Annotated in this window: 16 protein-coding genes, 1 tRNA gene and 1 riboswitch; of the genes, 10 read left to right on the top strand and 7 right to left on the bottom strand. The window is 44.2% G+C overall.

The features are described from left to right. Positions 1–42: 42 nt before the first annotated feature. From CEW91_RS12060 to CEW91_RS12050, 3 genes are all read left to right on the top strand, one after another. The gene (locus tag CEW91_RS12060) at positions 43–1,431 is read left to right on the top strand and encodes a cytochrome ubiquinol oxidase subunit I (protein WP_088769275.1); all 1,389 of its coding nucleotides are present in this window, start codon (positions 43–45) and stop codon (positions 1,429–1,431) included. Between the two features lie 3 nt (positions 1,432–1,434). Then, positions 1,435–2,436 (top strand): cytochrome d ubiquinol oxidase subunit II, encoded by a 1,002-nt coding sequence (cydB, locus tag CEW91_RS12055; RefSeq protein ID WP_088769274.1) that lies wholly within the window; start codon positions 1,435–1,437, stop codon positions 2,434–2,436. A 149-nt stretch (positions 2,437–2,585) separates the two neighbouring features. Continuing rightward, complete coding sequence (locus CEW91_RS12050; protein WP_088769273.1) at positions 2,586–3,944, top strand: amidohydrolase family protein; 1,359 nt, start codon at positions 2,586–2,588, stop codon at positions 3,942–3,944. 51 nt (positions 3,945–3,995) lie between these two features. On the opposite strand, the gene CEW91_RS12045 is transcribed toward CEW91_RS12050, so the two are convergent. Beyond that, the gene (locus tag CEW91_RS12045; protein ID WP_088769272.1) at positions 3,996–5,531 is read right to left on the bottom strand and encodes a leucyl aminopeptidase family protein; all 1,536 of its coding nucleotides are present in this window, start codon (positions 5,529–5,531) and stop codon (positions 3,996–3,998) included. Positions 5,532–5,723: 192 nt separating this feature from the next. On the opposite strand from CEW91_RS12045, the gene CEW91_RS12040 reads away from it, so the two are divergent. The 3 genes from CEW91_RS12040 (at position 5,724) to CEW91_RS12460 (ending at position 7,656) form a co-directional block, all read left to right on the top strand. Next, positions 5,724–7,286, top strand: coding sequence for a serine hydrolase (locus CEW91_RS12040; protein ID WP_088769271.1), 1,563 nt, complete (start codon positions 5,724–5,726; stop codon positions 7,284–7,286). A 65-nt stretch (positions 7,287–7,351) separates the two neighbouring features. Beyond that, a tRNA-Arg gene (locus CEW91_RS12035) sits at positions 7,352–7,428 on the top strand. A gap of 96 nt (positions 7,429–7,524) precedes the next feature. After that, positions 7,525–7,656 carry a hypothetical protein gene (locus tag CEW91_RS12460; protein ID WP_269766166.1) on the top strand — a complete coding sequence of 44 codons (132 nt, stop codon included), beginning with the start codon at positions 7,525–7,527 and terminating at the stop codon, positions 7,654–7,656. A gap of 36 nt (positions 7,657–7,692) precedes the next feature. On the opposite strand, the gene CEW91_RS12030 is transcribed toward CEW91_RS12460, so the two are convergent. The 3 genes from CEW91_RS12030 to CEW91_RS12020 are packed head-to-tail and all read right to left on the bottom strand — an operon-like array spanning position 7,693 to position 10,160. Continuing rightward, positions 7,693–8,919: a hypothetical protein gene (locus CEW91_RS12030; protein ID WP_088769270.1), complete on the bottom strand. Its 1,227-nt coding sequence runs from the start codon at positions 8,917–8,919 to the stop codon at positions 7,693–7,695. A gap of 55 nt (positions 8,920–8,974) precedes the next feature. After that, positions 8,975–9,748, bottom strand: coding sequence for a hypothetical protein (locus CEW91_RS12025; protein ID WP_088769269.1), 774 nt, complete (start codon positions 9,746–9,748; stop codon positions 8,975–8,977). Positions 9,749–9,773: 25 nt separating this feature from the next. Further along, the gene (locus CEW91_RS12020; protein ID WP_088769268.1) at positions 9,774–10,160 is read right to left on the bottom strand and encodes a hypothetical protein; all 387 of its coding nucleotides are present in this window, start codon (positions 10,158–10,160) and stop codon (positions 9,774–9,776) included. 52 nt (positions 10,161–10,212) lie between these two features. Further along, a riboswitch (SAM-I-IV-variant riboswitch) is annotated at positions 10,213–10,325 on the bottom strand. Positions 10,326–10,461: 136 nt separating this feature from the next. On the opposite strand from CEW91_RS12020, the gene CEW91_RS12015 reads away from it, so the two are divergent. Genes CEW91_RS12015 through CEW91_RS12000 form a run of 4 tightly spaced genes read left to right on the top strand, consistent with a single transcriptional unit; the run spans position 10,462 to position 20,226 of the window. Beyond that, positions 10,462–12,471, top strand: a complete 2,010-nt coding sequence (locus tag CEW91_RS12015; protein ID WP_088769267.1) for a class I SAM-dependent DNA methyltransferase — start codon at positions 10,462–10,464, stop codon at positions 12,469–12,471. Then, entirely contained in the window at positions 12,468–13,685 is a 1,218-nt protein-coding gene (locus tag CEW91_RS12010; protein WP_088769266.1) for a restriction endonuclease subunit S, read from the top strand. Before CEW91_RS12015 ends, CEW91_RS12010 begins: the two co-directional genes overlap by 4 nt. Then, entirely contained in the window at positions 13,682–16,888 is a 3,207-nt protein-coding gene (locus tag CEW91_RS12005) for a type I restriction endonuclease subunit R (protein ID WP_088769265.1), read from the top strand. Before CEW91_RS12010 ends, CEW91_RS12005 begins: the two co-directional genes overlap by 4 nt. A gap of 44 nt (positions 16,889–16,932) precedes the next feature. Next, positions 16,933–20,226 carry a P-loop NTPase fold protein gene (locus CEW91_RS12000; protein WP_088769264.1) on the top strand — a complete coding sequence of 1,098 codons (3,294 nt, stop codon included), beginning with the start codon at positions 16,933–16,935 and terminating at the stop codon, positions 20,224–20,226. 87 nt (positions 20,227–20,313) lie between these two features. On the opposite strand, the gene CEW91_RS11995 is transcribed toward CEW91_RS12000, so the two are convergent. The 3 genes from CEW91_RS11995 to CEW91_RS11985 all read right to left on the bottom strand — a co-directional run bounded on the left by CEW91_RS11995 (position 20,314) and on the right by CEW91_RS11985 (position 22,967). After that, a complete protein-coding gene (locus tag CEW91_RS11995; RefSeq protein ID WP_088769263.1) occupies positions 20,314–20,856 on the bottom strand; it encodes a rolling circle replication-associated protein in 543 nt (180 codons plus the stop codon). 285 nt (positions 20,857–21,141) lie between these two features. Further along, entirely contained in the window at positions 21,142–21,315 is a 174-nt protein-coding gene (locus CEW91_RS11990; protein WP_088769262.1) for a helix-turn-helix transcriptional regulator, read from the bottom strand. A gap of 380 nt (positions 21,316–21,695) precedes the next feature. Further along, on the bottom strand, positions 21,696–22,967 hold the full coding sequence (locus CEW91_RS11985; RefSeq protein ID WP_088769261.1) for a tyrosine-type recombinase/integrase: 1,272 nt from the start codon (positions 22,965–22,967) through the stop codon (positions 21,696–21,698). Positions 22,968–23,003: the final 36 nt, after the last annotated feature.

Below are 23,003 nucleotides of genomic sequence, written 5' to 3'. Positions count from 1 at the left end.
AGGGCGTATACTTAAGGCAATCCTAAACAACCGGTGCTTGCCATGTTTGAGAGTTTTGACGCGCTATTTCTGGCGCGCTTTCAGTTCGCTTTTACTGTTGCGTTTCACATTATTTTCCCTGCCTTCACGATTGGGGTGGCTAGTTATTTAGCCGTTCTAGAAGGGCTATATCTAAAAACCAGAAATCCGGTCTACCAGAAATTATTCCGATACTGGGTCAAGATTTTCGCCGTCGCTTTTGGTATGGGGGTAGTGTCGGGCATTGTGATGAGTTACCAGTTTGGTACGAACTGGTCGGTATTCTCAGACAAGGCAGGGCCGGTTATCGGGCCACTAATGGGCTACGAAGTGCTGACAGCTTTTTTCCTTGAGGCGGGCTTCTTAGGCGTCATGCTGTTTGGCATGAATAAAGTCGGCGAAAAGCTGCATTTCTTCGCTACCTTGATGGTGGCATTTGGCACAGCCCTTTCAGCGTTTTGGATACTGTCGGTAAACAGCTGGATGCAAACTCCGGCAGGCTACGCCATGAACGATGTTGGTCAGTTTATCGTTACCGATTGGTTTGACGTGGTCTTTAATCCTTCTTTTCCCTATCGGCTGGCGCATATGCTGCTGGCGGCTTATCTGACCGTCGCTTTTGTGGTGGGTGCAGTCGGTGCTCTGCATTTGCTGAAAGACAAAACCAATGCGGCGGCACGTAAAATGTTTTCCATGGCCATGTGGATGGCGCTTATTGTGGCACCGTTGCAGGTTCTTGTTGGCGATTTTCATGGACTGAATACGCAGGAGCATCAGCCGGCCAAAGTTGCAGCAATGGAAGGACACTTCCATACGGAAGCTGAAGCGCCTTTATATCTGTTCGGCTTGCCCAACGAAGAAACGGCGACAGTCGATTACGCACTAAAAGTTCCCGGCCTTGCCAGCATTATTCTGAAGCACGATATTAACGCCGAAGTCACTGGCCTCGACCAATTTCCGCGTGAAGAATGGCCGCCAGTGGCAACCGTGTTCTGGGCATTCAGAATTATGGTTGGTATTGGTGTGTTAATGGTGCTTGCAGGGTTATGGTCTGGTCTGCAACGGTTACGCGGTAAGCTTTACGATAATAGTCTGCTATTGCGCTTCAGTGTGTTTATGGGGCCAATGGGTTTTGTTGCTGTTATTGCTGGTTGGATAGTCACCGAAGTTGGGCGTCAGCCTTGGGTTATTCAGGGCTTGCTACGTACCGCCGATGCGGCGTCTCCTATTGATAAAGCCGGTGTCGCAGGCAGCCTAATCGCCTTTATTGTGGTCTACTTCCTCGTTTTTGGTGCCGGTACGTTCTATATTCTGCGCAAAATGGCTGGAGACCCTGAGAAAGTGACCATTCCTGATTATGCTAAGCATAAGCCTACAATGGCGGCTGAACGCATTTACGATGAGGAGGCCTAAGCTATGGATTACGCACTGATTTGGGCAATACTAATTTCGGTCGCCGTATTTGCTTACGTTGCACTGGACGGCTTTGACCTGGGAATTGCACTGCTTTTCCCCTGGTTTAAAAAAGAAGAAGACCGCGACGTCATGATGAACACCGTGGCGCCAGTCTGGGATGGTAATGAAACCTGGCTAGTGCTTGGCGGCGGTGGCTTGCTGGCGGTGTTTCCGCTCGCGTATTCGGTGCTGATGCCGGCTCTTTATATGCCGGTTATTGCGATGCTGCTGGGACTTATTTTTCGCGGTGTGGCTTTTGAGTATCGCTTTAAAACCAAGCGGGCGAAAGGCATCTGGGACTTGTCTTTTATCGTTGGCTCGCTAATAGCCGCACTGAGTCAGGGTATTATGTTAGGTGCAATGCTACAGGGTATAGAGGTTACTGATAGGGCGTATTCTGGCGGTTGGTTTGACTGGCTGACCCCATTTAGTTTCTTCTGCGGTGTGGCGGTGGTTATTGGCTATATGATGCTGGGAGCGACCTGGTTAGTCATGAAAACCAAAGGTGACCTGCAGCGTCAAAGTTATCGCGCGGGCTGGTACAGCGCCATTTTACTGGTTGCCTGCATTGCCTTTGTCAGTCTTTATTTGCCTTACGTTGACAGCTACATTGCCGAGCGTTGGTTTACTTACCCAGCATCGGTTGGCTTGTGGGTGTTACCGATATTGTTGGTGGTTATTACTCTGGGCTTACTGCGATCGTTACAAAAACGGCAGGAAGGACGACCTTACCTCTGGGGGCTTGGCCTGTTTTTACTGTCCTTTGCCGGGTTTGCGGTCAGCATTTTCCCTTACCTGGTACCGCGCAGCATTACCTTGTGGCAGGCCGCCGCGCCGGACAACAGCCTGAAGTTTTTACTTATTGGCGCTGTAGTGCTCTTGCCGATTATCTTTGCCTACACGGGTTATACCTATTGGGTGTTCAGAGGTAAGGTAGACCCGAACAGCGGGTATCACGACTGATGAAGCCTGTATTTAAAAAATGGCTATGGTTTGTCGGCCTGTGGTGCCTGGGTGTACTGGCTGTCACCTTAGTTGGTAGCCTGATCCGCTGGGCTTTATTGTAAGCTTGCGCTAGGCTAAAGGCAGATTTGACGCCGGAGGCAACCAAAATGAAATTGACTCACCTTCTGGCCGCAACTGTTGCGGCCTTATTTTTATCGGCTTGTAATAACGCCGAACCTCAGGGTAATGAAACCCGCAGTGCCGACTACGTCGTTAAAAACGTCACTGTCATTGACTGGCTTAAGGGCGAGCCTAATGTCATTGATCAACAAACACTGGTGGTGAATAACGGCTACATTAGTGGCGTATTTTCGAGTGCTGAAGCCCCGGTTTTTGATGACAACACGCGAATAATTGATGCTGAGGGACAATACGCTCTTCCGGGTATGGCAGAAATGCACGGTCATGTGCCGCCGGCAACAGACTTTGGTGACTTCCCTAAACGCTACGCCGACGACATGTTGTTTTTGTACATTGCCAATGGCGTAACAACGGTGCGTGGCATGCTGGGCTATCCGCACCAGCTGCAGCTGAAATCAGACATTGAATCGGGAGAGCGTCAGGGGCCAACTTTATATTTAGCCGGGCCCAGCTTTAGTGGCAATACCATAGAGTCGGTTGAACAGGTAACGGAGCGGGTTATAGCCCAACGTGAAGAAGGGTGGGACTTACTAAAAGTGCATCCGGGGTTAACCCTTGAAGAATATGAGGCTATGGCAGGCACGGCTCGACAGGCGGGCATGGACTTTGCCGGACATGTGCCGGCAGAGGTCGGATTAAAACGAGCCATGGAAGCAGGCCAGAGAACCATTGATCACCTGGACGGTTACCTGGCTTACGTTGATGCCATGAACAGAGAAATAACGCAGGGCGAACTTGATTTGCTGGTGGCTATGACACTGGAGCATGATATTGCGGTTGTGCCCACTCAGGCCTTATGGAAAACCCTGATAGGGGCGGGCGATCCGAACAAACTGAAAGAGTACCCGGAAATTCAGTTGGTACCAACGGCTGTTCGGGAAGGGTGGCTAAACTACTACGATAACCCCAGCAGCTACTTCAATCAGGAACAGGCACAAGTGCAGCAGGAAAATCGCCAAAAGCTACTACACGCTCTGCATGAAGGCGGCGCAAAGATCATTTTTGGAACCGATGCGCCACAGTTGTTCAGCGTTCCGGGTTATTCGGTACACCACGAAATACGTCTGATGTCGGAAGCGGGTATACCTATGGCTGATATTCTGCGTTCCGCCACGGTAGCGGCAGGCGACTACTTTGCCGAACAGGATACCTTTGGACGAATTGCCGCCGGACATCGTGCTGACTTTATTCTGTTAAAGGATAACCCTTTGGAGAACCCCGATACCCTGCGAGAGAACCAAGGGGTTATGGTGCGTGGGCAATGGCTGAGTCGAGAAGCTATTGATAAGAAAGTTGAGGAAATTCTCGCTGCTTATGCGCAGTAGTTAAAAAAAGCACCCATTTGTGGGTGCTTGTTATGAGAGATCTGGTGTTGCTTAGTTTTCTAACTGATGAACCCACTCAGTTAATAAGCGCACTCCGAAGCCGGTTGGTCCTGCCGGATGAATACCGGTATCTGAACTGACCATTGCGTCAGCGGCCATATCGATATGGATCCACGGCGTGTCGCCGGCGAAGTGCTTAAGAAACGCTGCACCGGCCTGTGTGCCCGGAGATCCAATGTTACGAATATCGGCCAGTGGACTGTCGATAATACCGTCATAGCCTGCTAATGGCAGCTCCCAGACTTTCTCACCAGTGACATTGCCAGCCTCGATAATAGCTGAGCGTAAGTCGTCCTCGGATGCAAATAAAGCTGCGTAGCCAGTACCCAATGCACCAACTTTCGAACCGGTTAAGGTCGCAATATTGGCAATGGCGCGAGGTTTGAATTTGTCGTTGGCATACCAGTTACCGTCGCCAAGAATCAGACGTCCTTCGGCGTCGGTGTTAGCAATTTCTACCAAAGTACCGTCACCGGCTTTAACGACGTCGCCTGGTAATGTTGCTGAACCAGAAATGAGGTTGTGCGACAGCGGTGCTATAGCAACCACATTGACCGGTGCTTCTTGTGCCGCTAGCGCCATAACTGCGCCAATAACGGCTCCAGCGCCAGCTTTGTCGGTTTGCATGCGCAAAATAGACGAAGAACTGGTTTTTAAGTTATAGCCACCAGTGTCAAAGGTATTGCCTTTACCGACCAATGCGATTGGGTCGGCGTTACTGCCTTTATAGTGTGCGGTCAGCAGGTAAGAGCCGTGTTGGCTGCCCTGGCTAACACTTTTTAATAAACCCATACCCATTTCGTCGACCTGCTCAGGCGTGACAATGGTCAGCTCAATGTTTAAGTCTTTCATGGCTTCCTGAGCTAATTTCACAATAGCTTCAGGGTAGCCGTCGCTGCCGGGCAGAGCGGTAATGTCGCGGGCAACAAACACGCCTTCAGCAATGGCGCGCGAGGCCAGATATTTTTTCTCTGCCATGTCAGGGCTATTTACTAACCAATGGTATGCTGTTTTTGGACGTTCTTTTGGCTCGGACTGGTAGCGGTCGAAGCGGTAATTGCGCAGGTCGATGCCATGAGCAATGTGTGCACTCAGCTCAGCAGCAATGCCTGGGTTGCTGATCAGGCGTGTATCGAAAACAACGCTTTCTAACTCAGGCTTTAAAGCAGCGGCAATAGACGCGCCTAACTTCTCGGCTTTAAAACGGGAAAGTTCAGCCGGGTTACCGACGCCCGCCAGAAGCAGGTGATTGGCTTTGGTGCCTTCCGGGGCAATCACTGTGGTTAACTGTGACGCTTCGCCTTTAAATTCTTCAATTTCTGCAGCGCGGCTAACGGCATTTACATCAGAGCCTGACCATTCTGGTAGCTCAACTGCCGTACCTTCTGGTACGAAAATAACGCGAGTTTTGGTGTTTTTGTTTTCATCAGAAAAGCTCGTGGACGTGTCCAGATAGTCACTTGCCAACGCAGGCAGCGACAAAACCGAAGAAACAGCCAGAGCACTCATGACCTGTTTTAACGACATAATGTTTTCCTTGAGTTAGGTTTTCTTAAGTTGTCTGCGTTTAATATAAAACCATAACCCACTGACAGGCAAAGCGATTAAGACTAAACCCGATAAAAGCACGATGAATTCGGTTTCCGCTATAGTTGATATCGGTAAAAGTTAATTCGGTTGTGGTAGTCTGTTAGAAAACAAGAAAAAGGTTAGATCATCATGAAAACGCTCTCCAAAATTTTGTGTGTTAGTGCCATTGCTGGCGCTTTAGTGGCTTGCTCTGACAGCGCAAAGGTCGAGCCAGAAGAAGGTACTTCACTCGAGCAAAAAATTCGCCAGACCGCAGAGCAGTCGTTGGATGCTTTTAACATTCCGGGCTTGGCGGTAGTTGCGGTAAAAGACGGTGAAGTCATTCTGGCCGAAGGCTTCGGTGTGCGGGATATGGAGTCGCAGCAACCGGTTACGCCAACCACCTTGTTTGGCATAGCTTCTCATACCAAGGCATTTACCGCTGCGGCTATGGCGACTCTGGTTGAGCAGGGCAAGTTAGGCTGGAATGACAAAGTCATTGAACACTTACCCAGTTTTAAACTGGCAGACCCGTACATTACTCGCGAACTGACCATTCGTGATTTATTGAGTCACCGCTCTGGTCTTGGGCTAGGTGCCGGTGACCTGATGATTTGGCCGAACACCGATAAAACCACAGATGAAGTGATTGCCGGGTTGGCGAATGTGCCTATTCAACACGGTTTTCGCGAACGCTTTGACTACAACAACTTAATGTTTGTGACAGCCGGCGAGGTGATCAGCGAAGTATCGGGTATGCCGTATCATCAGTACGTTGAACAAACACTGTTTGGACCGATGCAAATGGATGAAAGTACCATTGGCTTTTCCCGTATTGATGAAAGCTATGACAATGTAGCCGTCGGCACTATTGAAATGGACGGTAAGTTACATCGTTTTCCGCTCGACTTTTTGGAAGACTTCTCTGCCGCCGGCGCAACCGCAGCGAGTGTTGATGATATGAGCCGCTGGTTACTGACCCTTTTAAATGAGGGAGAGACGCCTAACGGCGAACGCTTGTTTAAGGAGGAGTCGCTGCATGACATGTGGCAACTGACTACGCCACTGCCGGTATCGGCTAACGCTGCAGAGCAGGGGACCTACTTCCGTGGTTATGGTTTGGGCTGGTTTGTGAAGGACTACTACGGCGTTAAGCACGTGTCGCACAGTGGCGGTATTCTGGGCATGCTGTCTTTCACAACGGTTATTCCCGAAAAAGAGTTTGCTATTACCGTTCTGAGTAACCAGCAGGCGTTTGGTGCGTTAACCGCAATAGTGCAAGAGTCGCTGGAAGAAGTTCTGGATGTGCCGGACCAGGACTGGGTGGCTAATGAAAGTAAGAAATATCATGAATTCATTCAGAAAAAAGCGGATTTTAAAGTAGAAGCCGTTGATGATCCGCAGCCATCGCTGGCGTTATCGAAATATGCGGGAACCTATAAAGATGCTTGGTACGGCGATGTCGTTATTTCTGAGCAGGATGATACGCTGAGTATAGACTTTACGCATACCAATATGCTGAAAGGCTCACTGGAGCATTACAACGGCAATACCTTTATTGTGCGCTGGGATGAGCCCTTGTTGGAAGCCGATGCCTTTATTGATTTTGATGTGAACAGAAACAACGAAATAAAGACGGCAACCATGGAAGCAGTGGCAGACTTCACTGATTTCAGTTTTGACTTTCACAACCTGAAACTTGAGAAGCAGTAACCATGTGAACTCTGGACATAGCGGGGGCCAGTCCCTATAATGCCCTCGCTTTTCCCAAAGTATGCGCACCCTTAGCTCAGCTGGATAGAGCGTTGCCCTCCGGAGGCAAAGGTCATAGGTTCGACTCCTATAGGGTGCGCCATATTCAAAGGCTCTCAGAGTTAGTCTTTACTAACAAGTTCCAAATTTACTAAAAAGTCCCACAGTTAGTCCCACACTTCGGACAAATTTGCTTGTAATGCTGTCTTTGTCCTGGTCTTTTCTTTGGAAAGACAAAGACAAAGACAAAGACAAAGACAAAGACAAAGACAAAGACAAAGACAAAGACAAAGACAAAGACAAAGACAAACAAATATACTTATACCGTTAATAATGGTTAGTAATCAACTTCTCACAATTAACGACCTTAGAGCTCGGACTCTTGAGCTTTTAAGTTATTATTAGACTTCCCTCTTGTTTCTTTAAGCTTTTCGCTGAAGTCGATGCCCCAAACCACTTTAAAGAACTTTGAAACCAAGTAGAGGAAGGCTAGTGGTAGCAATATTGAGCGCAGTATAAAGGCAACCATTGCTCTTAGCATGGAGTCTATAGCGTCCGACATTGAGTTTTTTAGGTTTTCATAAGACATTTTATCAGCCATGCCGCTAATTTTGCCTCCGATATTTGATATCGAGTCAGAAACCCCTCCCATAAACCCGGTGGACTCGCCACGTAGGCGCTTATTAAGTATATCTAGCTGCTCATTAGCCTCTTCAATATTGTCTTCTACAATCTCAAGCTTATCTTCCATTCTACTAAGCTCGGACTCGGCTTCGGTTAGTTCCGACTTTGTTTCTTTCGCATCCTCATTAGAGGTAAATGGATTATATGTATCAGTAACTGAGTACTGTTCCATTTCTTGCTCTAAGAGAACGATTTCATCTTTCTTAGATGCAAGCTGTTGCTTTAAGTCGTTAGAGTTGCTTGCCAGAGAGTCTTTTTCTGACTGAATTACCGAAACTTCAGCTTCGAGCTTTTGCCTTACACCGTCAGAAATAACCGGCTCAGAACTTATACTTTCAACAGAGGCTTCGGCTTGACGCAAAGCATTGAGATCTTGCTCGAGTCTTTCATCTAAAAACAGTTGACTTGCTATGCCGCTGAGCACCGCCATAAGAACCACTAAGAAGCGGATGACAACTAGAGTTACAAATGTCTTCATTGCAATTAATTGGTACTTAGCAGCATTTAGCAGAAAAGAAGCAACAGCTACACCGCCAGAAATTGTCAGTAAAATATTAAAGAGGGTTGTACCAACAATCTCGACCAATAGTTTTTGTAGAACAAGGGAACCAATGGCAAATTTCATTACAGTTGAAAAGTCTTCAACCATATCAAGCAACGGAGAAATAGCCTCCCCGGGTGATAGTTCACCACCAACACCGAAGCTGAATGAAAAAGAAAGAGATTCTAAAACTGAACCTGCGGCGTTGATTCCTCTTCCTATTGCAAATGCGACACCAGCGTCGACCAACGCATCATCAACATAGGATATAGCAAGGTAGTCCAGAGCATTAGTCCATGAAAGCCCAATAACCAGGGCAACAGCGAGAGCAAAAACCTTTGAGTAAAACTTAGTATTATCTTCAATCATAACTACTTTCCTTGTACTCACATAAACATTTTATTTACATATCAATAGAGAAATATTAAAGGCTCGGTTTATAGCTGTTAAAGAAGTCTTCAACGTTAAACTTACTGCCTTTAAAGCTTTGCTGCTTTAGTAAGTTTGATGTCCACTCATCAATAACCCGATACGCACTACCAATAATGACTTCATAAAGCTCTTTATCGACGAATGGTTCGCCGCTTTTAATTAACTCGCCAACGGCTTCAGCAGTTCGTCCAACGTACTCATATTTGTTGTGGTAGTTGGTAATTTCGCGTGCGGCATCAAACACGCCCATAAATAGCTTCGATACGTATTGAGCGAATGGGTTGGGCAATGTAATGAACATACGCGAGCCATTATCTCGATACGCAAGCTTACCTTCTTCAATATGCACTTTTGCCCCTGTCCACAAACGGCTACCGAACGGCCGCTCTTCACCAGTAGGTGACAATGAACGATTCCACTGCTCTGCGTAGCATAGAAGTCGTTCTTTTATATGTCCCAACTCGGTTAGAAGCTGAAGATCGTCTTCAGGTATATCCAGTCCATATTCGAGGCGCTGATGATGGATGAGTCGTGCAATAACAACTTTTGCATCAATAACCAACGAATCCGCTGCTTGCTGGTTGGTATAACCCAAGAATGTTTTGAGCTTATTCAGTCGCTCAACACTGCTTCTACCAGGCCCCCCAAGCTCGTTAAGTCCTTCACGAATAAACTCTCTACCTTCTTCGTAGCGCTCTACACGACGGCAATGCTCTTTCCAGTTAGCCAGAGCTTCATTTTCAATGTAGTTCCAAATCGATTGCATGACAGTCTCCTTATTCAATAACCCATTACTTCAATTGCAATGATGAGTTTTTGCCATTTAGCCGGGCACTGCTTTTGGCTGTAGGTAAAGGAATATCGCCAGGCTCATCGATAAAGCGACCGTCGGTGTCGTAGCGTGCAATGGTTTTGTCATCGACTACTAAAATGTAATGGCAAACGGTGCCACGAATACCGTGAATACCACCCTTATCGTTTTGAATAGCCGAGCAGATGAAGGGCTCTCCAGCTCCTGACTTAATTGCGGAGTAATGCTGAGATAAGTCGAGGACAAAAATGCGGTACGAGCCTATCATTGCAGCAAACGTGATTTGACTCGGCACTGGCTCGACAAACTCACGTTTTAAGTAAGCTTGAGGGGCGTTTTCGCGCGTATAGTCATGGGGATGACTCATGGGTATCTCCTTAATTGCGTTAAACAAAGTGCAAGTAAGGAGAGCAATGCAATGTGTGTCTGATGGTTCCTGACATCGACAGGCACATCCTAAGGGCTTCCTTAGTAACCACCTTACCCAGACCGGCAGGTTGGCGAGAGCATCGCTCTTCTCTTAATGCGGGAGATATAATAGCAAAACCATCTGTGGATGTCTAGACGGCTAAAGATCTGGTACGATAGACAACTGGACTCACAATAGGGTTTCGACGTAGGGTATACTCAATGGACTTGAAATGAGGTACCAAAAGGAGAGCGATTAAGTGGCACAATTAGAGAACATGGAAGCAGTTGAAAAACGTCTTTGGGGAAGTGCTGATAACCTTCGCGCAAATAGTAACTATGCCAGCAATGAGTACTTCATGCCTGTCATGGGGCTTATATTTCTTCGTCATGCCTACAGCCGTTATCTAGCCATAAAGCCAGAAATAGAAGCCACTTTACCGTCGCGGGGCGGCGTTACTCGGTCTCTCACAAAGGAAGACTTCTCTAGTAAAGGGGCAATATATCTTCAGGAAAAGTCCCAGTTCGATTACTTGGTAAATCTCACCGATGCAGATGATCGTGCGCAAGCGATGATCGATGCAATGGATGCCATAGAAGAAGACTATGAAACCCTTAAAGGTGTTTTGCCTAAGAGTGAATATCAAGAGCTGGATAATGATGTTCTCGGTAACCTTATTCGCACCTTTAATGATCCTGCGTTGAAAAAAGCCACAGGGGACATCTTTGGGCGTATCTATGAATACTTCCTCACTCAGTTTGCAAACGAAAGCGCTCATGACGGTGGTGAGTTTTTTACGCCCGTTTCATTGGTACAGATGATAGTCAATGTGATTGAACCTGACCATGGTGCGGTTATCGATCCTGCATGTGGCTCGGGCGGTATGTTCGTTCAGAGCGCTCATTTCATAGAGAACATGCACAAAAACCCACAGGACGTCGCAACCTTCTACGGTGCAGAGAAGAACCCGACGACGATTCGCTTAGCTAAAATGAATTTGGCGGTTCATGGTCTTGAAGGAAAAATCCAAAAAGCCATTTCTTACTATGAAGACCCGCATGACTTCTTAGGAAAAGCAGACTTCGTAATGGCGAACCCTCCGTTCAACGTAGACGACGTGGATGCAGAGAAAATTAAAAACGACCCTCGGCTGCCGTTCGGCTTGCCTGGCGTGAACAAAAAGGGGGCGGTCTCCAATGGTAACTACCTTTGGATGTCCTACTTCTACAGCTACTTAAACGACGAAGGGCGGGCTGGTTTTGTTATGTCGTCTCAAGCATCTAGCTCTGGCGGGCAAGAAGCCGAGGTACGACGTAAAATGATAGAAACAGGTCATGTCGATGCTATGGTTTCTATTCGCTCAAACTTCTTCTATACCCGTTCTGTGCCTTGCGAGCTTTGGTTCTTTAATAAAGCAAAACCTGCGAAGCATGAGCAAAAAGTGCTGATGTTAGATGCACGTAATGTGTATCGTAAAGTCACTCGTAAAATTTATGACTTTTCACCCGAACAACTTGCAAACCTCACCGCGATTATCTGGCTTTATCGAGGTGAAACCGATCGCTTTATTAGCTTGGTTGAACAATACCTTTCTCAGGTATTACAAGAAGCTATAGCCAGCAAAGCGATTATGGACTCGTTTGTAGTTGAACTGCAAGAGTTGCTTAGTAAGTTACCGACGGTCGATGCTGATACCAGCTCTGCGTTTAATGTATTGCGAGAAGATATCTCGACGTTCGAATTAAATATTGATGCTGAAAACAGTGCATGGCAGCAGACAGATAAAAACAATGCGAGGTTACTCGACTTTGCCACAAAAGCAGAAGCGTTGGCAGAAACCAGCCGTGACCTCTTAAAACAGATTGATCAGCTCTATAAGTTTGCTGAGAAGCAAGTTAAAGACAGTGGTGAAAGAGGTCTTAATAAACTCACAAAAGCACTTGATGAAACCCGCAAAGAAGCCATCGGGCAGCTCAAGCTAATTCGTTACTTTTACAAGCAAGCTCGCTGGTTACAAGAGCGCTTCCCTGATGCAGAGCTTGAAGATATCCCCGGTCTCGTTAAGTTGGTTGATCGAGAAGAAATTGAAGCCAACGACTGGAGCTTAACTCCTGGCCGTTATGTTGGCGTTGCTCCTGAGGAAGAAGACGAAGACTTCGACTTCGAAGAAACGCTGCGTGATATTCATATTGAGCTGAAAGACTTGAATGATGAGGCTGCTGAACTTGCCGCTCAAATCCAGAGAAATTTTCAGGAGTTGGGAGTATGACTCAGCTTTTTGAGATGAAGCGAATAGCAGCAATTGAATTTTGCTCTTCTGTAAGAGACGGTACGCACGATTCACCAAGATTCCATGAGAATGGATATCCATTGATAACATCAAAAAACATAAAAGGTGGAAGACTAGTAATAGAAAATGCAAATCAGATTTCTGAAAAAGATTTCGTTGATATAAATAAACGCAGTGGTGTGGAACAATGGGATATTCTCTTCACTATGATAGGTACGTTGGGAGAGGTTTATCTAGAGAAAGAGAGTGAAGTTGATTATGCGATTAAGAATGTGGGGTTGTTTAAATGTGGTAGTGAACTAAAAGGTAAGTGGTTGTATTACTGGTTTAAAACCCCTCTCAATAAAAAGAAAGTACTGCAATTGCGGAGGGGAGCCTCTCAACAGTACCTTCCATTGGGTGCCTTGAGAAGTCTTCAAATTGATTTCCCTACAGATAGTTCCTTTGCAGAGCGTGCGATAAAATTTATATCCTCATACGACGACCTTATAGAAAACAATAAACGGCGTATTGCCTTACTGGAGGAGTCGGCGCGTCAGCTTTATAAAGAGTGGTTTGTGCGCTTTCGTTTTCCTGGTCATGAGCATGTCAAAATTGTTGATGGTGTGCCCGAGGGATGGGAAAAAAGTTCGGTAGCGGATGCAGTATCAATAAACCCGAAAACACCTGTTGATAAGGGGGAAGAAATAAAATATGTCCCTATGTCATCGCTGTCATCGTCCCAAATGACGGTAGACACATCAAAGTTCGAGCTCCGAAGTAAACATACGAATGTTAAGTTTAAAAGTGGTGATACATTGCTAGCTCGGATTACTCCATGCTTGGAGAATGGCAAAACGGCTTTCGTTAGCTTTCTAAAAGAAGAAGAGGTCGCGTGTGGATCAACGGAGTTTATTATTTTGAGGGCTAAAAAAGTCAGTGCTGAGTATACATATTTGCTTTCAAGGGACGAGCATTTCCGAGGGTTTGCAATAAAAAGCATGGTAGGTTCATCTGGTAGACAAAGAGTTCAAAAATCTTGTTTTGATAAGTTTTTTATCGCTGTCCCTCCGTCTGCAATCCAACATCAATTTAATGAAATCGCATCACGCTCATTCAGGCAAATAGCCAATTTAGAGCATCAAGTAGGTCAACTAGAACGTGCTAGGGACTTACTCCTCCCCAGATTAATGAGCGGAGAACTAGCTGTATGAACCCACCTCTTAACGAAGATACGCTAGTTCAAACCACCACGGCCGATTACCTGGAAACAGAGCTTGGCTGGGAGAATTTGTTCGCCCACAACACTGAAACCTTTGGCAAAGAAGGTCTATTGGGTAGAGAGTCTGATAAAGAGGTTGTGCTTAAGCGTTATCTAGGGGAAGCCCTAGTTAAATTTAATCCTGGATTACCGCAATCTGCTTATCAGGACGCGCTGCGTAAAATAACGGAAGCACCAGTAACTGAAAACACCCTCCAGATTAACTTCGAGCAATACGAGCTGGTTAAAAATGGTGTGCAAGTTCAGTATCGAAACGCCAAAGGTGAGCTGGAAAAGAAGCGATTAAAAGTTTTCGACTTTGATACCCCTGAAAACAATCACTTTCTATGTGTTCGCGAGCTGTGGGTTCGTGGGGACATCTACCGTCGACGTGCTGACTTGGTTGGTTTTGTAAATGGTCTTCCGCTGATATTTATTGAGTGTAAGACCATTCACAAAGACATACGCCATGCTTACGAGAAAAACCTGGCTGACTATAAAGACACAATACCGCATCTGTTTTACCACAATGCGCTTGTCATATTGGGTAACGGTGTCGATGCGAAAATAGGCTCTATATCAAGCAAATTCGAACACTTTAACGATTGGAAGCGTCTTGCGGAAGATGACGCAGGTATTGTTGATATGGAAACCTTGCTTAAGGGTACCTGTAATAAGCGAGACTTTCTCGACATATTCGAAAACTACACTTTGTTTGATGAAAGCAAAGGTAAGCTTGTCAAAATTGTTGCAAGGAACCACCAGTTTTTGGGTGTTAACCGTGCAATTAAGGCGGTTAATAATCGCGAAGAAAACAAAGGTAAGCTGGGTGTGTTCTGGCATACCCAAGGCTCAGGTAAGTCGTACTCGATTGTGTTTTTCGCGCGCAAGATACACCGAAAGCTTGGTGGTAATTTTACCTTTTTAATTTGCACCGACCGTGAAGACCTCGATAAGCAAATATACAATACCTTCGCAGGCTGTGGGTTAGTCGACAACGATAAAGACCCTTGTCGAGCAGGCTCAGGCGACCATCTTCAAGAGCTGCTTAATCAACACAAGTCTTACGTATTTTCGTTAGTGCAGAAGTTCAATAAAGACGTTGACCCTAACAACCCTTATTCAGACAGAGATGACATTATTGTTATTACCGATGAAGCGCATCGTACGCAATATGGACGTTTATCTTTGAACTTAAGAAATGCAGTACCAAATGCTAGTTACATTGGCTTTACGGGTACGCCGTTGTTTAAAGACGATGAAATAACGAGACGTGTATTTGGTGACTATGTGTCGACCTATAACTTCCAGCGAGCGGTCGAAGATAAAGCAACAGTACCACTGTATTACGATGCTAGAGGCGAAAAGCTTGGTTTAGCTACCAATGAGCTTAACGAGAAGATTGCCGAGAAGCTGGAACAGATGGAAATTGAAGACCAGGATGTTTCTGAGCGACTTGAGAGGGAGCTCAAGCGGGATTACCACATTATAACCTCACAGTCTCGCCTTGAAGACATTGCTACTGACTTTGTTGAGCATTACAGCACGGGTTGGGAAAACGGCAAGGCGATGCTGGTGTGTATCGATAAAGTTACTTGTGTGCGCATGCAACAGATTATTTTGGATAAGTGGAAAGAAAAAATAATCGACCTAGAGAAAGAGCTTGCTCGCCTGAGAGATGAACAGTCGATTATGGAGATGGAGCGTAAGCTCGAATGGATGCGTGAAACCATCATGGCAGTGGTTGTTAGTGAAGAGCAGGGTGAGGTCGACAAGTTCAGAAAGTGGGACTTAGATATAACACCACACCGTAGGTTGATGAAAGAAGGCTTTGAAACACCTGACGGTAAACGTCTGGATATGGAAAGTGCTTTTAAGAAAGAAGAACACCCATTCCGCGTCGCTATTGTTTGCGCCATGTGGTTAACCGGGTTTGATGTACCTACCATGTCGACGCTTTATTTGGATAAACCACTTAAAGCTCACACCTTAATGCAGGCTATAGCGAGAGCAAACCGTGTATCTGAAGGAAAGAATAACGGTTTAATTGTTGATTACTGTGGAATACTCAAAAATCTAAGAAAGGCGTTGGCAACCTTTGCTGGGCATACAGGCTTCGGTAGTGGCGCAGGAGAGCCTCCAGAAGAGATTGATCCAGTTAAGCCTGAGGAAGAGCTGTTAGCTGACCTTTCGGAGTCCATAGAGGCTGTCAGAGCGTTTTTGAGTGATACTGGCTTTAGATTAGAGGATATTCTCGATAAGACAGGGTTCGAGCGTAATAAAGCCATTATAGAAGCGAAAGAAGTCGTTAACCAGAATGATGAAGCGCGCAAGCGTTTTGAAATTATTTGTCGCGAAGTATTCAAGAAGTTTAAGGCATGTATAACCATTAGAGCGGTTAATGATTATCGAGCTTCTTATGATGCCATCAATATCATCTATAAGAGCCTTCAGGATGATGTTGAGAAAGCTGATATATCAAGCGTAATGCGAGAGCTGCATGAGCTTATTGAAGAGAATATTGAGCCTGCTAGTGGTATTGCTGAAAAAAGTAAGCTTTACGATATTAGCAAAATTGACTTTGACCGTTTACGCAAAGAATTTGAGAGCTCTCCAGCAAAGAATACGGCGGTTCAATCACTCAAAGAAGTTATTGAGAAAAAGCTGTTAAAAATGCTTATGCAAAACCCAACCCGCACCGACTTCCAAAAGCATTATGAGCAAATAGTCAGTGACTATAACAGCGAGAAAGATCGGGTGACGATTGAAGCTACTTTTGATGCTTTATTAGAGTTGGTCGATGAGCTTACCGAAGAAGAACAACGAGCGGTGAAAGAAGGCTTGTCCGAAGAGTCGCTGGCGCTGTTTGATATATTGATAAAGCCTGACTTGTCGAAACGTGAAGTGGATAAAATAAAGAAAGTGTCTGAAGAACTGTATCGTCAATTAGATAAAGAAATAAGTCGAATACAGAACTTTACAGCCAAGGAAGCAACCCGTGATGAAATAAAGGTCAGAATTAAAGACTTTTTGTGGGATGAGAAAAAGGGATTACCAGAGAGCTTTGCACCTGATGAAGTTGAGCAGAAGGCTGAAGTTGTATTTGAATTCTTAATGCAGAAGCATAAAGGTTCCATGCAGGAGATGAGGCATTAGTACTGAAAGCCTAGAATATTTTGACCTGATCAGGGAAGAGAACAATGAATTTAACAGCTTTCAAACCCTTAACTGAAAACGTAAGCTCAAACGATGAACTTACAGATAAAGTGCATGAAAGAACCGCAGAAGCAATTTATCAGTTCATTAAAAACGAGCGATCAGGATCAGAGGGACTAACTATAGGACTAGAGGGGAGTTGGGGCTCTGGTAAGTCGCATATTATCAACTTAACCAGAGGTATGTTTTCTCATTGTACTGACACACTTTTCTTCTCGTTTGATGCATGGGCGCATGAGGGCGACCCGCTGAGGAAAGCATTTCTTAATGAGTTAATAAATGAAGCTATTAATAGGTCATCTTCACCAGATAGCAGCTTAGTGAATTCCCTTGAAGGCATTAAAGCTCAAGTTAACAGGGGAACTGAAACTAGACTAACCTCCCACGCTAAGCCCTCAGTTTTGGGTCTAGTGCTAATGCTATCGCTGATACTTACTCCTTTAGGGTATGGGCTACTGGCATCACGCCCTGAAACTTCTGTTAGTTTCTATTGGGGGCATATCTCTGATATAGATTGGCGCTTAGTTTCGGGGGGCTTTTGTTTTGTGCCGCTAACAATCGCTTTATATCAGGTGGTTAGCTCATTACAAAAAGTTCAGAAACTAAAAGAGGTGATCAAGTCACCTTTCGTTCGAAAGAAGAGCGAGAAGTCTAGTTGCTCAGAGGTTAGAGAAGAAAGTGATGATAACGATGGCCGGTTCTTTACATCTACTCAAACAGAGTTCACTGCTCAAAAAACTTTAGAAAATGGAGAGCCAACATCTTGGGATTTTAGTCGATATTACGACGACGTGATTAAAGCGATAACGGCGGATAAAGATTATGGCTTTAGCAAGATTGTTATTGTAATCGACAATATCGACAGACTGTCGCGTATACATGCAAGAGGCGTTTGGTCGACATTACAAACATTCTTTCAATCCCGATCATCTTCGCGGATAAGCTCAAATTATAATGAGAAAGATATTTGGTATTTAATTCCTTATGACAGACAGGCGTTTTGTGAAGCAATAGAAGGTAGTTCGTCTTCTGAAGAAGATTTAAGTTCTCAGCTAGGGTTACTCGATAAGAATTTCCAGGTTGTTTTTGAAGTGCCCCCGGTCGTTTCATCGACGTGGGTAGACTACTTTAGTCGCCTTGTCGATACCGCATTTGGGTACCGTTGGAACAGTAGTGAAGTTGAGGAATTTAAAGAAGCCTTTGAGCGAATAAATAGTAAGCTTCACGTATCTCCAACTATTCGTGAAATGCGTGCTGTAGTAAACCGTGCAGGCGCGATAGCAATGCAGACTATGCACTCTATATCGACCAAAAACATTTGTTTGTATGTATGCATGCGGCGAAAGCATGGAGAGGAAACCTTTCGAAAGAAATTAATTTCGTCTGACGGTTTCAGTGGTCTAGATATAGAAAACCATGACCGACTTGAACTAGCTACAATTCTTTTCAATGTCGAACAGAATAAAGCTGCACAGTTGCTACTTGAGGAGCCAATAATAAAAGCTCTTCAGAGCCCCACTAATAATCAAATTACTGAGCTTTATGAGAGTCATCTCAACGGCTTTCGTATTGCATGGCGTCAATCGAGATCGACGATAGGTAGTTTGCTTGATTCTGATAGAGACTTGTTTGTGAAAGTGTCAGATTCATTAATAGCCCTTGCAGAGCTCGATTCCTCACTTGTTTCTCCTTTCAATATACACTTAAGAGATAGTTGGGGGCGATTTTTGGAGCATCCGAATATTTCGCCGAGCCAGGATAACTTTATAGCCTCGTTAAGTTCAGCGGCGAAATATTTCAATAAAAATTATAAAAGTCACCTTTTAAAAATAAAACAAAAGCTTACTAGTGGGGTTCAATCTTTATTCACATCTCCTAATGCTCGTCAACACTCTGCTCAGGCAATAGCTTTTTATCAAAAGGCGGTATCAATTCCTGAGATATTGAATGTTTGGAAACCGTTTTATGCTGAAGATATTGAAGCGAAAAACTGGGTCAGTTGGAAGAGGAGTGAGAAAGAAACAGCTCGAGAGGTTGAGCTTGCTGTTTATCCCGCCCGAAAATTAGATAGTTTAACAGCAGAGTTAAATGTTTTTGGCTCTGAAAGCTCAAATGATATTTGGATAATTGAGGAAATTTTTGAGAAAGAGCCCGAATCGCCTGTTTGGGAACAGTATCTCGATAAACTCATTATTTGGTTGAACACAAAGCAAATGACAGACGCAGAGAGTCAATTTCGCCTAGCGCATAAAGTCATTGACTCTGATCCTAAGCGTTATGAAGAGCAGACCCACGAGTTATCACAAATAACAAGAATAGGTAACCCTCGTGTTGTTTTGACTGGACATTTTAATGCTTTTTTTATTGCTCGTTACGTAAACAGCATACCACCTCAGGTTCGCCAGAACTTACATCAATTCTGGAATACTAGCGCTGATATCAATAATGAGTTAAATGATGTTATTGAAGTTTTTCGATCTAATCCTGAACCACTTTGGCTTCAGGCTATTGGGCAAAATAGTAACCGAGCTAAAAGCTATATTAATGAAAAGCCACTTGAGCTTACTAACAATTGCGAATATGTAGCTTTGAACTTTGATAAGGTTACGAAAATCTTTCCTAAAAAGGCTCGCCAGATAGCAAGACAATTAATAAACACAGGCTTAGCTGATAAGTTATTTGATGGTTTCCTAAGTTCTCCTAATGATTATATCAATGATATTAATTCACTAGCCGAGATGTATCCTGAACTGCCCACTAGCTCTGCGTTTGATTCGTCTAAGCTTAATGTTCAACATTGGCTCCTTCTGTTAGAACGGCATTCTCCTCTATGTATTAATGTTTCTAATAATGAAAAGTTATCTGAAGCTTTTGAACAGTTCATGAAAAGGATAATTCAAGAATCGAATAGAAACTTAGAGAACTTTGGTATAAGTGCCGATTTCTATAACCGGTTAGCTGCTAATGTTATGGGGGAAAATGGAAGTAGGAAAAGGCGTATAGTAGAGTGTTATTTCTCTACTCCAAATGATCACTTAAGTGATGAAACGTTTAGGCTCATTAGTGACTACCTGTCCTCTTCTCTAGGTTATCCAAGCGAAAAGAATGTAAGAAGTATTATGCTTCAATGGATTAAGCAAAATAAGGTGGATCGAGTAAAGTGGTTCATTAATACTAATAAGTGGTTTAGCAAATACTATGGTTTACTTGAAGAGATAAAAGAGTCCTGCCCACATAGAACAAATGCTTTAGTAGAGCTGCATAAGAAACTGAAATAAAAGTTGCCTGCTGATAGGCTCTTTATCTGTTAGTTTTCTTATAGTCGCCTATTATTGATTTCAAACTTAATAGGTTTTAATAAGGGGTTATCTGAGGCAAGTAGTAGGTAAGGCAACAATATCACTATCCCAATACGCAATAAAAGTATTGCTGTTTTGCTGAGAGGTATACTTGGTAATGTATTGAAGCATAGTTTGCGACTCGCTCAAGGTCATAAGGGGGTTTACATTGTTAGTCGCGCGACCGGAAGAACTAGGAATTGAATGTCTTTTCTTATTCTCCCAAAAGTATAAAACCTCTTTATGGATGTGTTTTAGTAAGTCACTTGAGGTGTCTTCTTTAGCGACTGATTCGGGTGGATTCGTCAAGTTAATATGTAAATGAATGGAATTGTCAGCGTGACGCTCAATAGCTCCTATCATCATTAAATGCTTTTGCTCATTAAAGTAACGAACTCTACTTTTACCGATAACTCTGCGACGCAAATGATCAAATAACTGTTTGATATGTTTATTGACCGTATCAACATTCTCAATGGCATTTCGATATGTAAGAGTTAATGACCAATCGAACTTGGTACCATATTCATTTCTAGTTGCTTCCTGTACAGCACTTGACTTAGTATTCATATTAATAATCCTTTTGAATTAGTTGTTATATTGACATTACTAAACCAAGGGGCGTGCTAGTCGCAGCCCCTAAGTTTTACCTAATTTGACAATAGTTTCTGTTCTGCGAGATCAACCCGTCATACTTGGTTTAACTATTGCTGTTCAAACAATTTTCTTGTCTGAAGTGTCTTTATTTAGTCTTCTTGAAGGGTCAATAAGTAGAAATTGGCGCTATTCGGTATTACTTATTGATATTAAAGGGAGTAAAGTTTTCCCGAGTTACTTGGGGCAAGCTTTTAAAGCTTACCCATTCGGCTGTTGTGTTATCCATTTCTCAATATCATCGAGCCTCCACCGAACTGCCTTCGCACTAAACTTTATTGGTGTTGGAAAGTTGCGCTCATCCATCCATCGGTAAATTGTCGATTTTGATACGCCTAACATGCCTTGAATGTCTTTTACTCTTAAATACTGCATAACCACCTCTTTGTGTCCTTGATGGCATTATTTAGTCGTATTCATATAGTGGGTTATTTGAGCAATACTTTTGCAAAAGTAGGGTGTTTGAAAATGTTGCTCTAGCCCTTTCCAGGAAAAGGATTGAAGCTTGTCGGTTGTGAAAAGTGGTTACAGATATATCTATAATTGATTGAGAGTCGGATTACTGTATTTCGATTGGTGATTTTAAGTACCAATGCGGCGGTTTTATCTTAAGCTTCTGTATCGATTTATAAGGCGTTAAATTGAGGTTCTTTTGCCCTGGGTTATGAATTAACTTTAAACGCGTCAGAGTCTTTTTTAGGACGGTTTTATGGAGGAGCCAGGTATGCCTCCTAGCTCCTTATTGACGTATTGAGTTAAGCTGTCTTATCGAAGTTAATAGTTTTTTCTTTACCTAAAAGACCAAAATTAGAAAGCAAGGCTTCCCACTTAGCTCGTATTTCAGACTGTTCAGTAGAGCGTTGCACCACTTGATAAGTTCTAACGAGTTGGTTTTGTGGTAAATGGTTGAGCATAAGTTCTATTAACTGTGAGTCGGCTGACAACTCTTCAGCCCACTGTGTCGCAGCAGTTCGACGTAAGTCATGCAGCCGAAAATGTTCCAAGTTATGGTCTTCTATTAAACGACTAATAAATTGTGTAGGGCTATCAATTCCTATTGGCTGTTCTCTTCTAGAGGAAGATTCAAAAACCCACTCAGAGTCTCCGGTTATGGGTTTTAAGCTATTGATAAGCTGCATTGCATATTTGTGCAGGCTAATACGGTGCGGCTTTCCATTCTTAGTTTCTTTGATGCTCCAAAATGTTTCATTATCTTTGCTCGTTAAATCTGCCCAGCGCATGTTTCGTATTTCTCCACGACGAGCGCCAGTTATTAAAGCTATTTTTGTAAATACGATTAGCTGTGGCGAGCTATTGGTACATTCATTATTGAGCAAGTAGAGTAGTTCGCTTATTTCACCCATGGATAAAAAACGGTCGCGAGGTTTTGCCTTTGACGCGTTAACGTCTTTGGGTTTAAGAGAGCGGCAGGGATTAACCTCAATGATTTGTTGAGCCTGAGCATAATCCAAAGGAAGGTTTAATGTGGTGAATGACTTGCGCGCTTGTTCTTTCGAGATCCGTGCCGTTTCACGTAAGGTCTTGAGTAGTGTGAGGCGATCAATCATGTTGACTGGTAAGCCGCCAAGCTTCTGCTGAAGGTACTTTTTATAGCGCCAGCGGTGGGCATTCAAAGTCGTTTCCTTTTGATCTCCCGTTTCGCGCTGAAATTCGAACCAGTCGTCGAATAACTCGTTTAGTGTTATTTGTTGCTCGTTTTCTAGTTTGTCAGCTTGCCTAACAATTCGAGGATCGCGACCTTCATCAATGAGTGCCATATTCTCATTGTGTTTTTGCTTTGCCTCTTGCAGTGATATAGCTGGGTAACTCCCCAATCGGATATCGATGCGCTGTGAACTGTAGCTGGCGCGAGAGTAGAAAGTCTTTTTTCCTTTTGAAGAGACCAAGACGAATAACGTACCTTTCGCAATGCCACGGCACTGGATAGTACGTCGATATTTTTTGCCATCTTCACGTGGCTTAAGTGCGTCTATTGCGCGTGGGGTGGATAGTTTTTGTAAAGTCATAATATAGCTCCTCTTTGCTGGAACTATTTAGTCCCA

It is taken from the genome of Idiomarina piscisalsi (assembly GCF_002211765.1).
In the GTDB taxonomy this organism is placed as follows: domain Bacteria; phylum Pseudomonadota; class Gammaproteobacteria; order Enterobacterales; family Alteromonadaceae; genus Idiomarina; species Idiomarina piscisalsi_A.
Note: the sequence above shows the minus strand (reverse complement) of the source record. Positions and strands in the feature narration are given on the sequence as shown.

Coding starts and splice junctions, on each gene's coding strand:
- CEW91_RS12060 (WP_088769275.1), top strand. CDS start 43: ATGTTTGAGAGTTTTGACGCGCTATTTCTGGCGCGCTTTCAGTTCGCT.
- cydB (WP_088769274.1), top strand. CDS start 1,435: ATGGATTACGCACTGATTTGGGCAATACTAATTTCGGTCGCCGTATTT.
- CEW91_RS12050 (WP_088769273.1), top strand. CDS start 2,586: ATGAAATTGACTCACCTTCTGGCCGCAACTGTTGCGGCCTTATTTTTA.
- CEW91_RS12045 (WP_088769272.1), bottom strand. CDS start 5,531: ATGTCGTTAAAACAGGTCATGAGTGCTCTGGCTGTTTCTTCGGTTTTG.
- CEW91_RS12040 (WP_088769271.1), top strand. CDS start 5,724: ATGAAAACGCTCTCCAAAATTTTGTGTGTTAGTGCCATTGCTGGCGCT.
- CEW91_RS12460 (WP_269766166.1), top strand. CDS start 7,525: ATGCTGTCTTTGTCCTGGTCTTTTCTTTGGAAAGACAAAGACAAAGAC.
- CEW91_RS12030 (WP_088769270.1), bottom strand. CDS start 8,919: ATGATTGAAGATAATACTAAGTTTTACTCAAAGGTTTTTGCTCTCGCT.
- CEW91_RS12025 (WP_088769269.1), bottom strand. CDS start 9,748: ATGCAATCGATTTGGAACTACATTGAAAATGAAGCTCTGGCTAACTGG.
- CEW91_RS12020 (WP_088769268.1), bottom strand. CDS start 10,160: ATGAGTCATCCCCATGACTATACGCGCGAAAACGCCCCTCAAGCTTAC.
- CEW91_RS12010 (WP_088769266.1), top strand. CDS start 12,468: ATGACTCAGCTTTTTGAGATGAAGCGAATAGCAGCAATTGAATTTTGC.
- CEW91_RS12005 (WP_088769265.1), top strand. CDS start 13,682: ATGAACCCACCTCTTAACGAAGATACGCTAGTTCAAACCACCACGGCC.
- CEW91_RS12000 (WP_088769264.1), top strand. CDS start 16,933: ATGAATTTAACAGCTTTCAAACCCTTAACTGAAAACGTAAGCTCAAAC.
- CEW91_RS11995 (WP_088769263.1), bottom strand. CDS start 20,856: ATGAATACTAAGTCAAGTGCTGTACAGGAAGCAACTAGAAATGAATAT.
- CEW91_RS11990 (WP_088769262.1), bottom strand. CDS start 21,315: ATGCAGTATTTAAGAGTAAAAGACATTCAAGGCATGTTAGGCGTATCA.
- CEW91_RS11985 (WP_088769261.1), bottom strand. CDS start 22,967: ATGACTTTACAAAAACTATCCACCCCACGCGCAATAGACGCACTTAAG.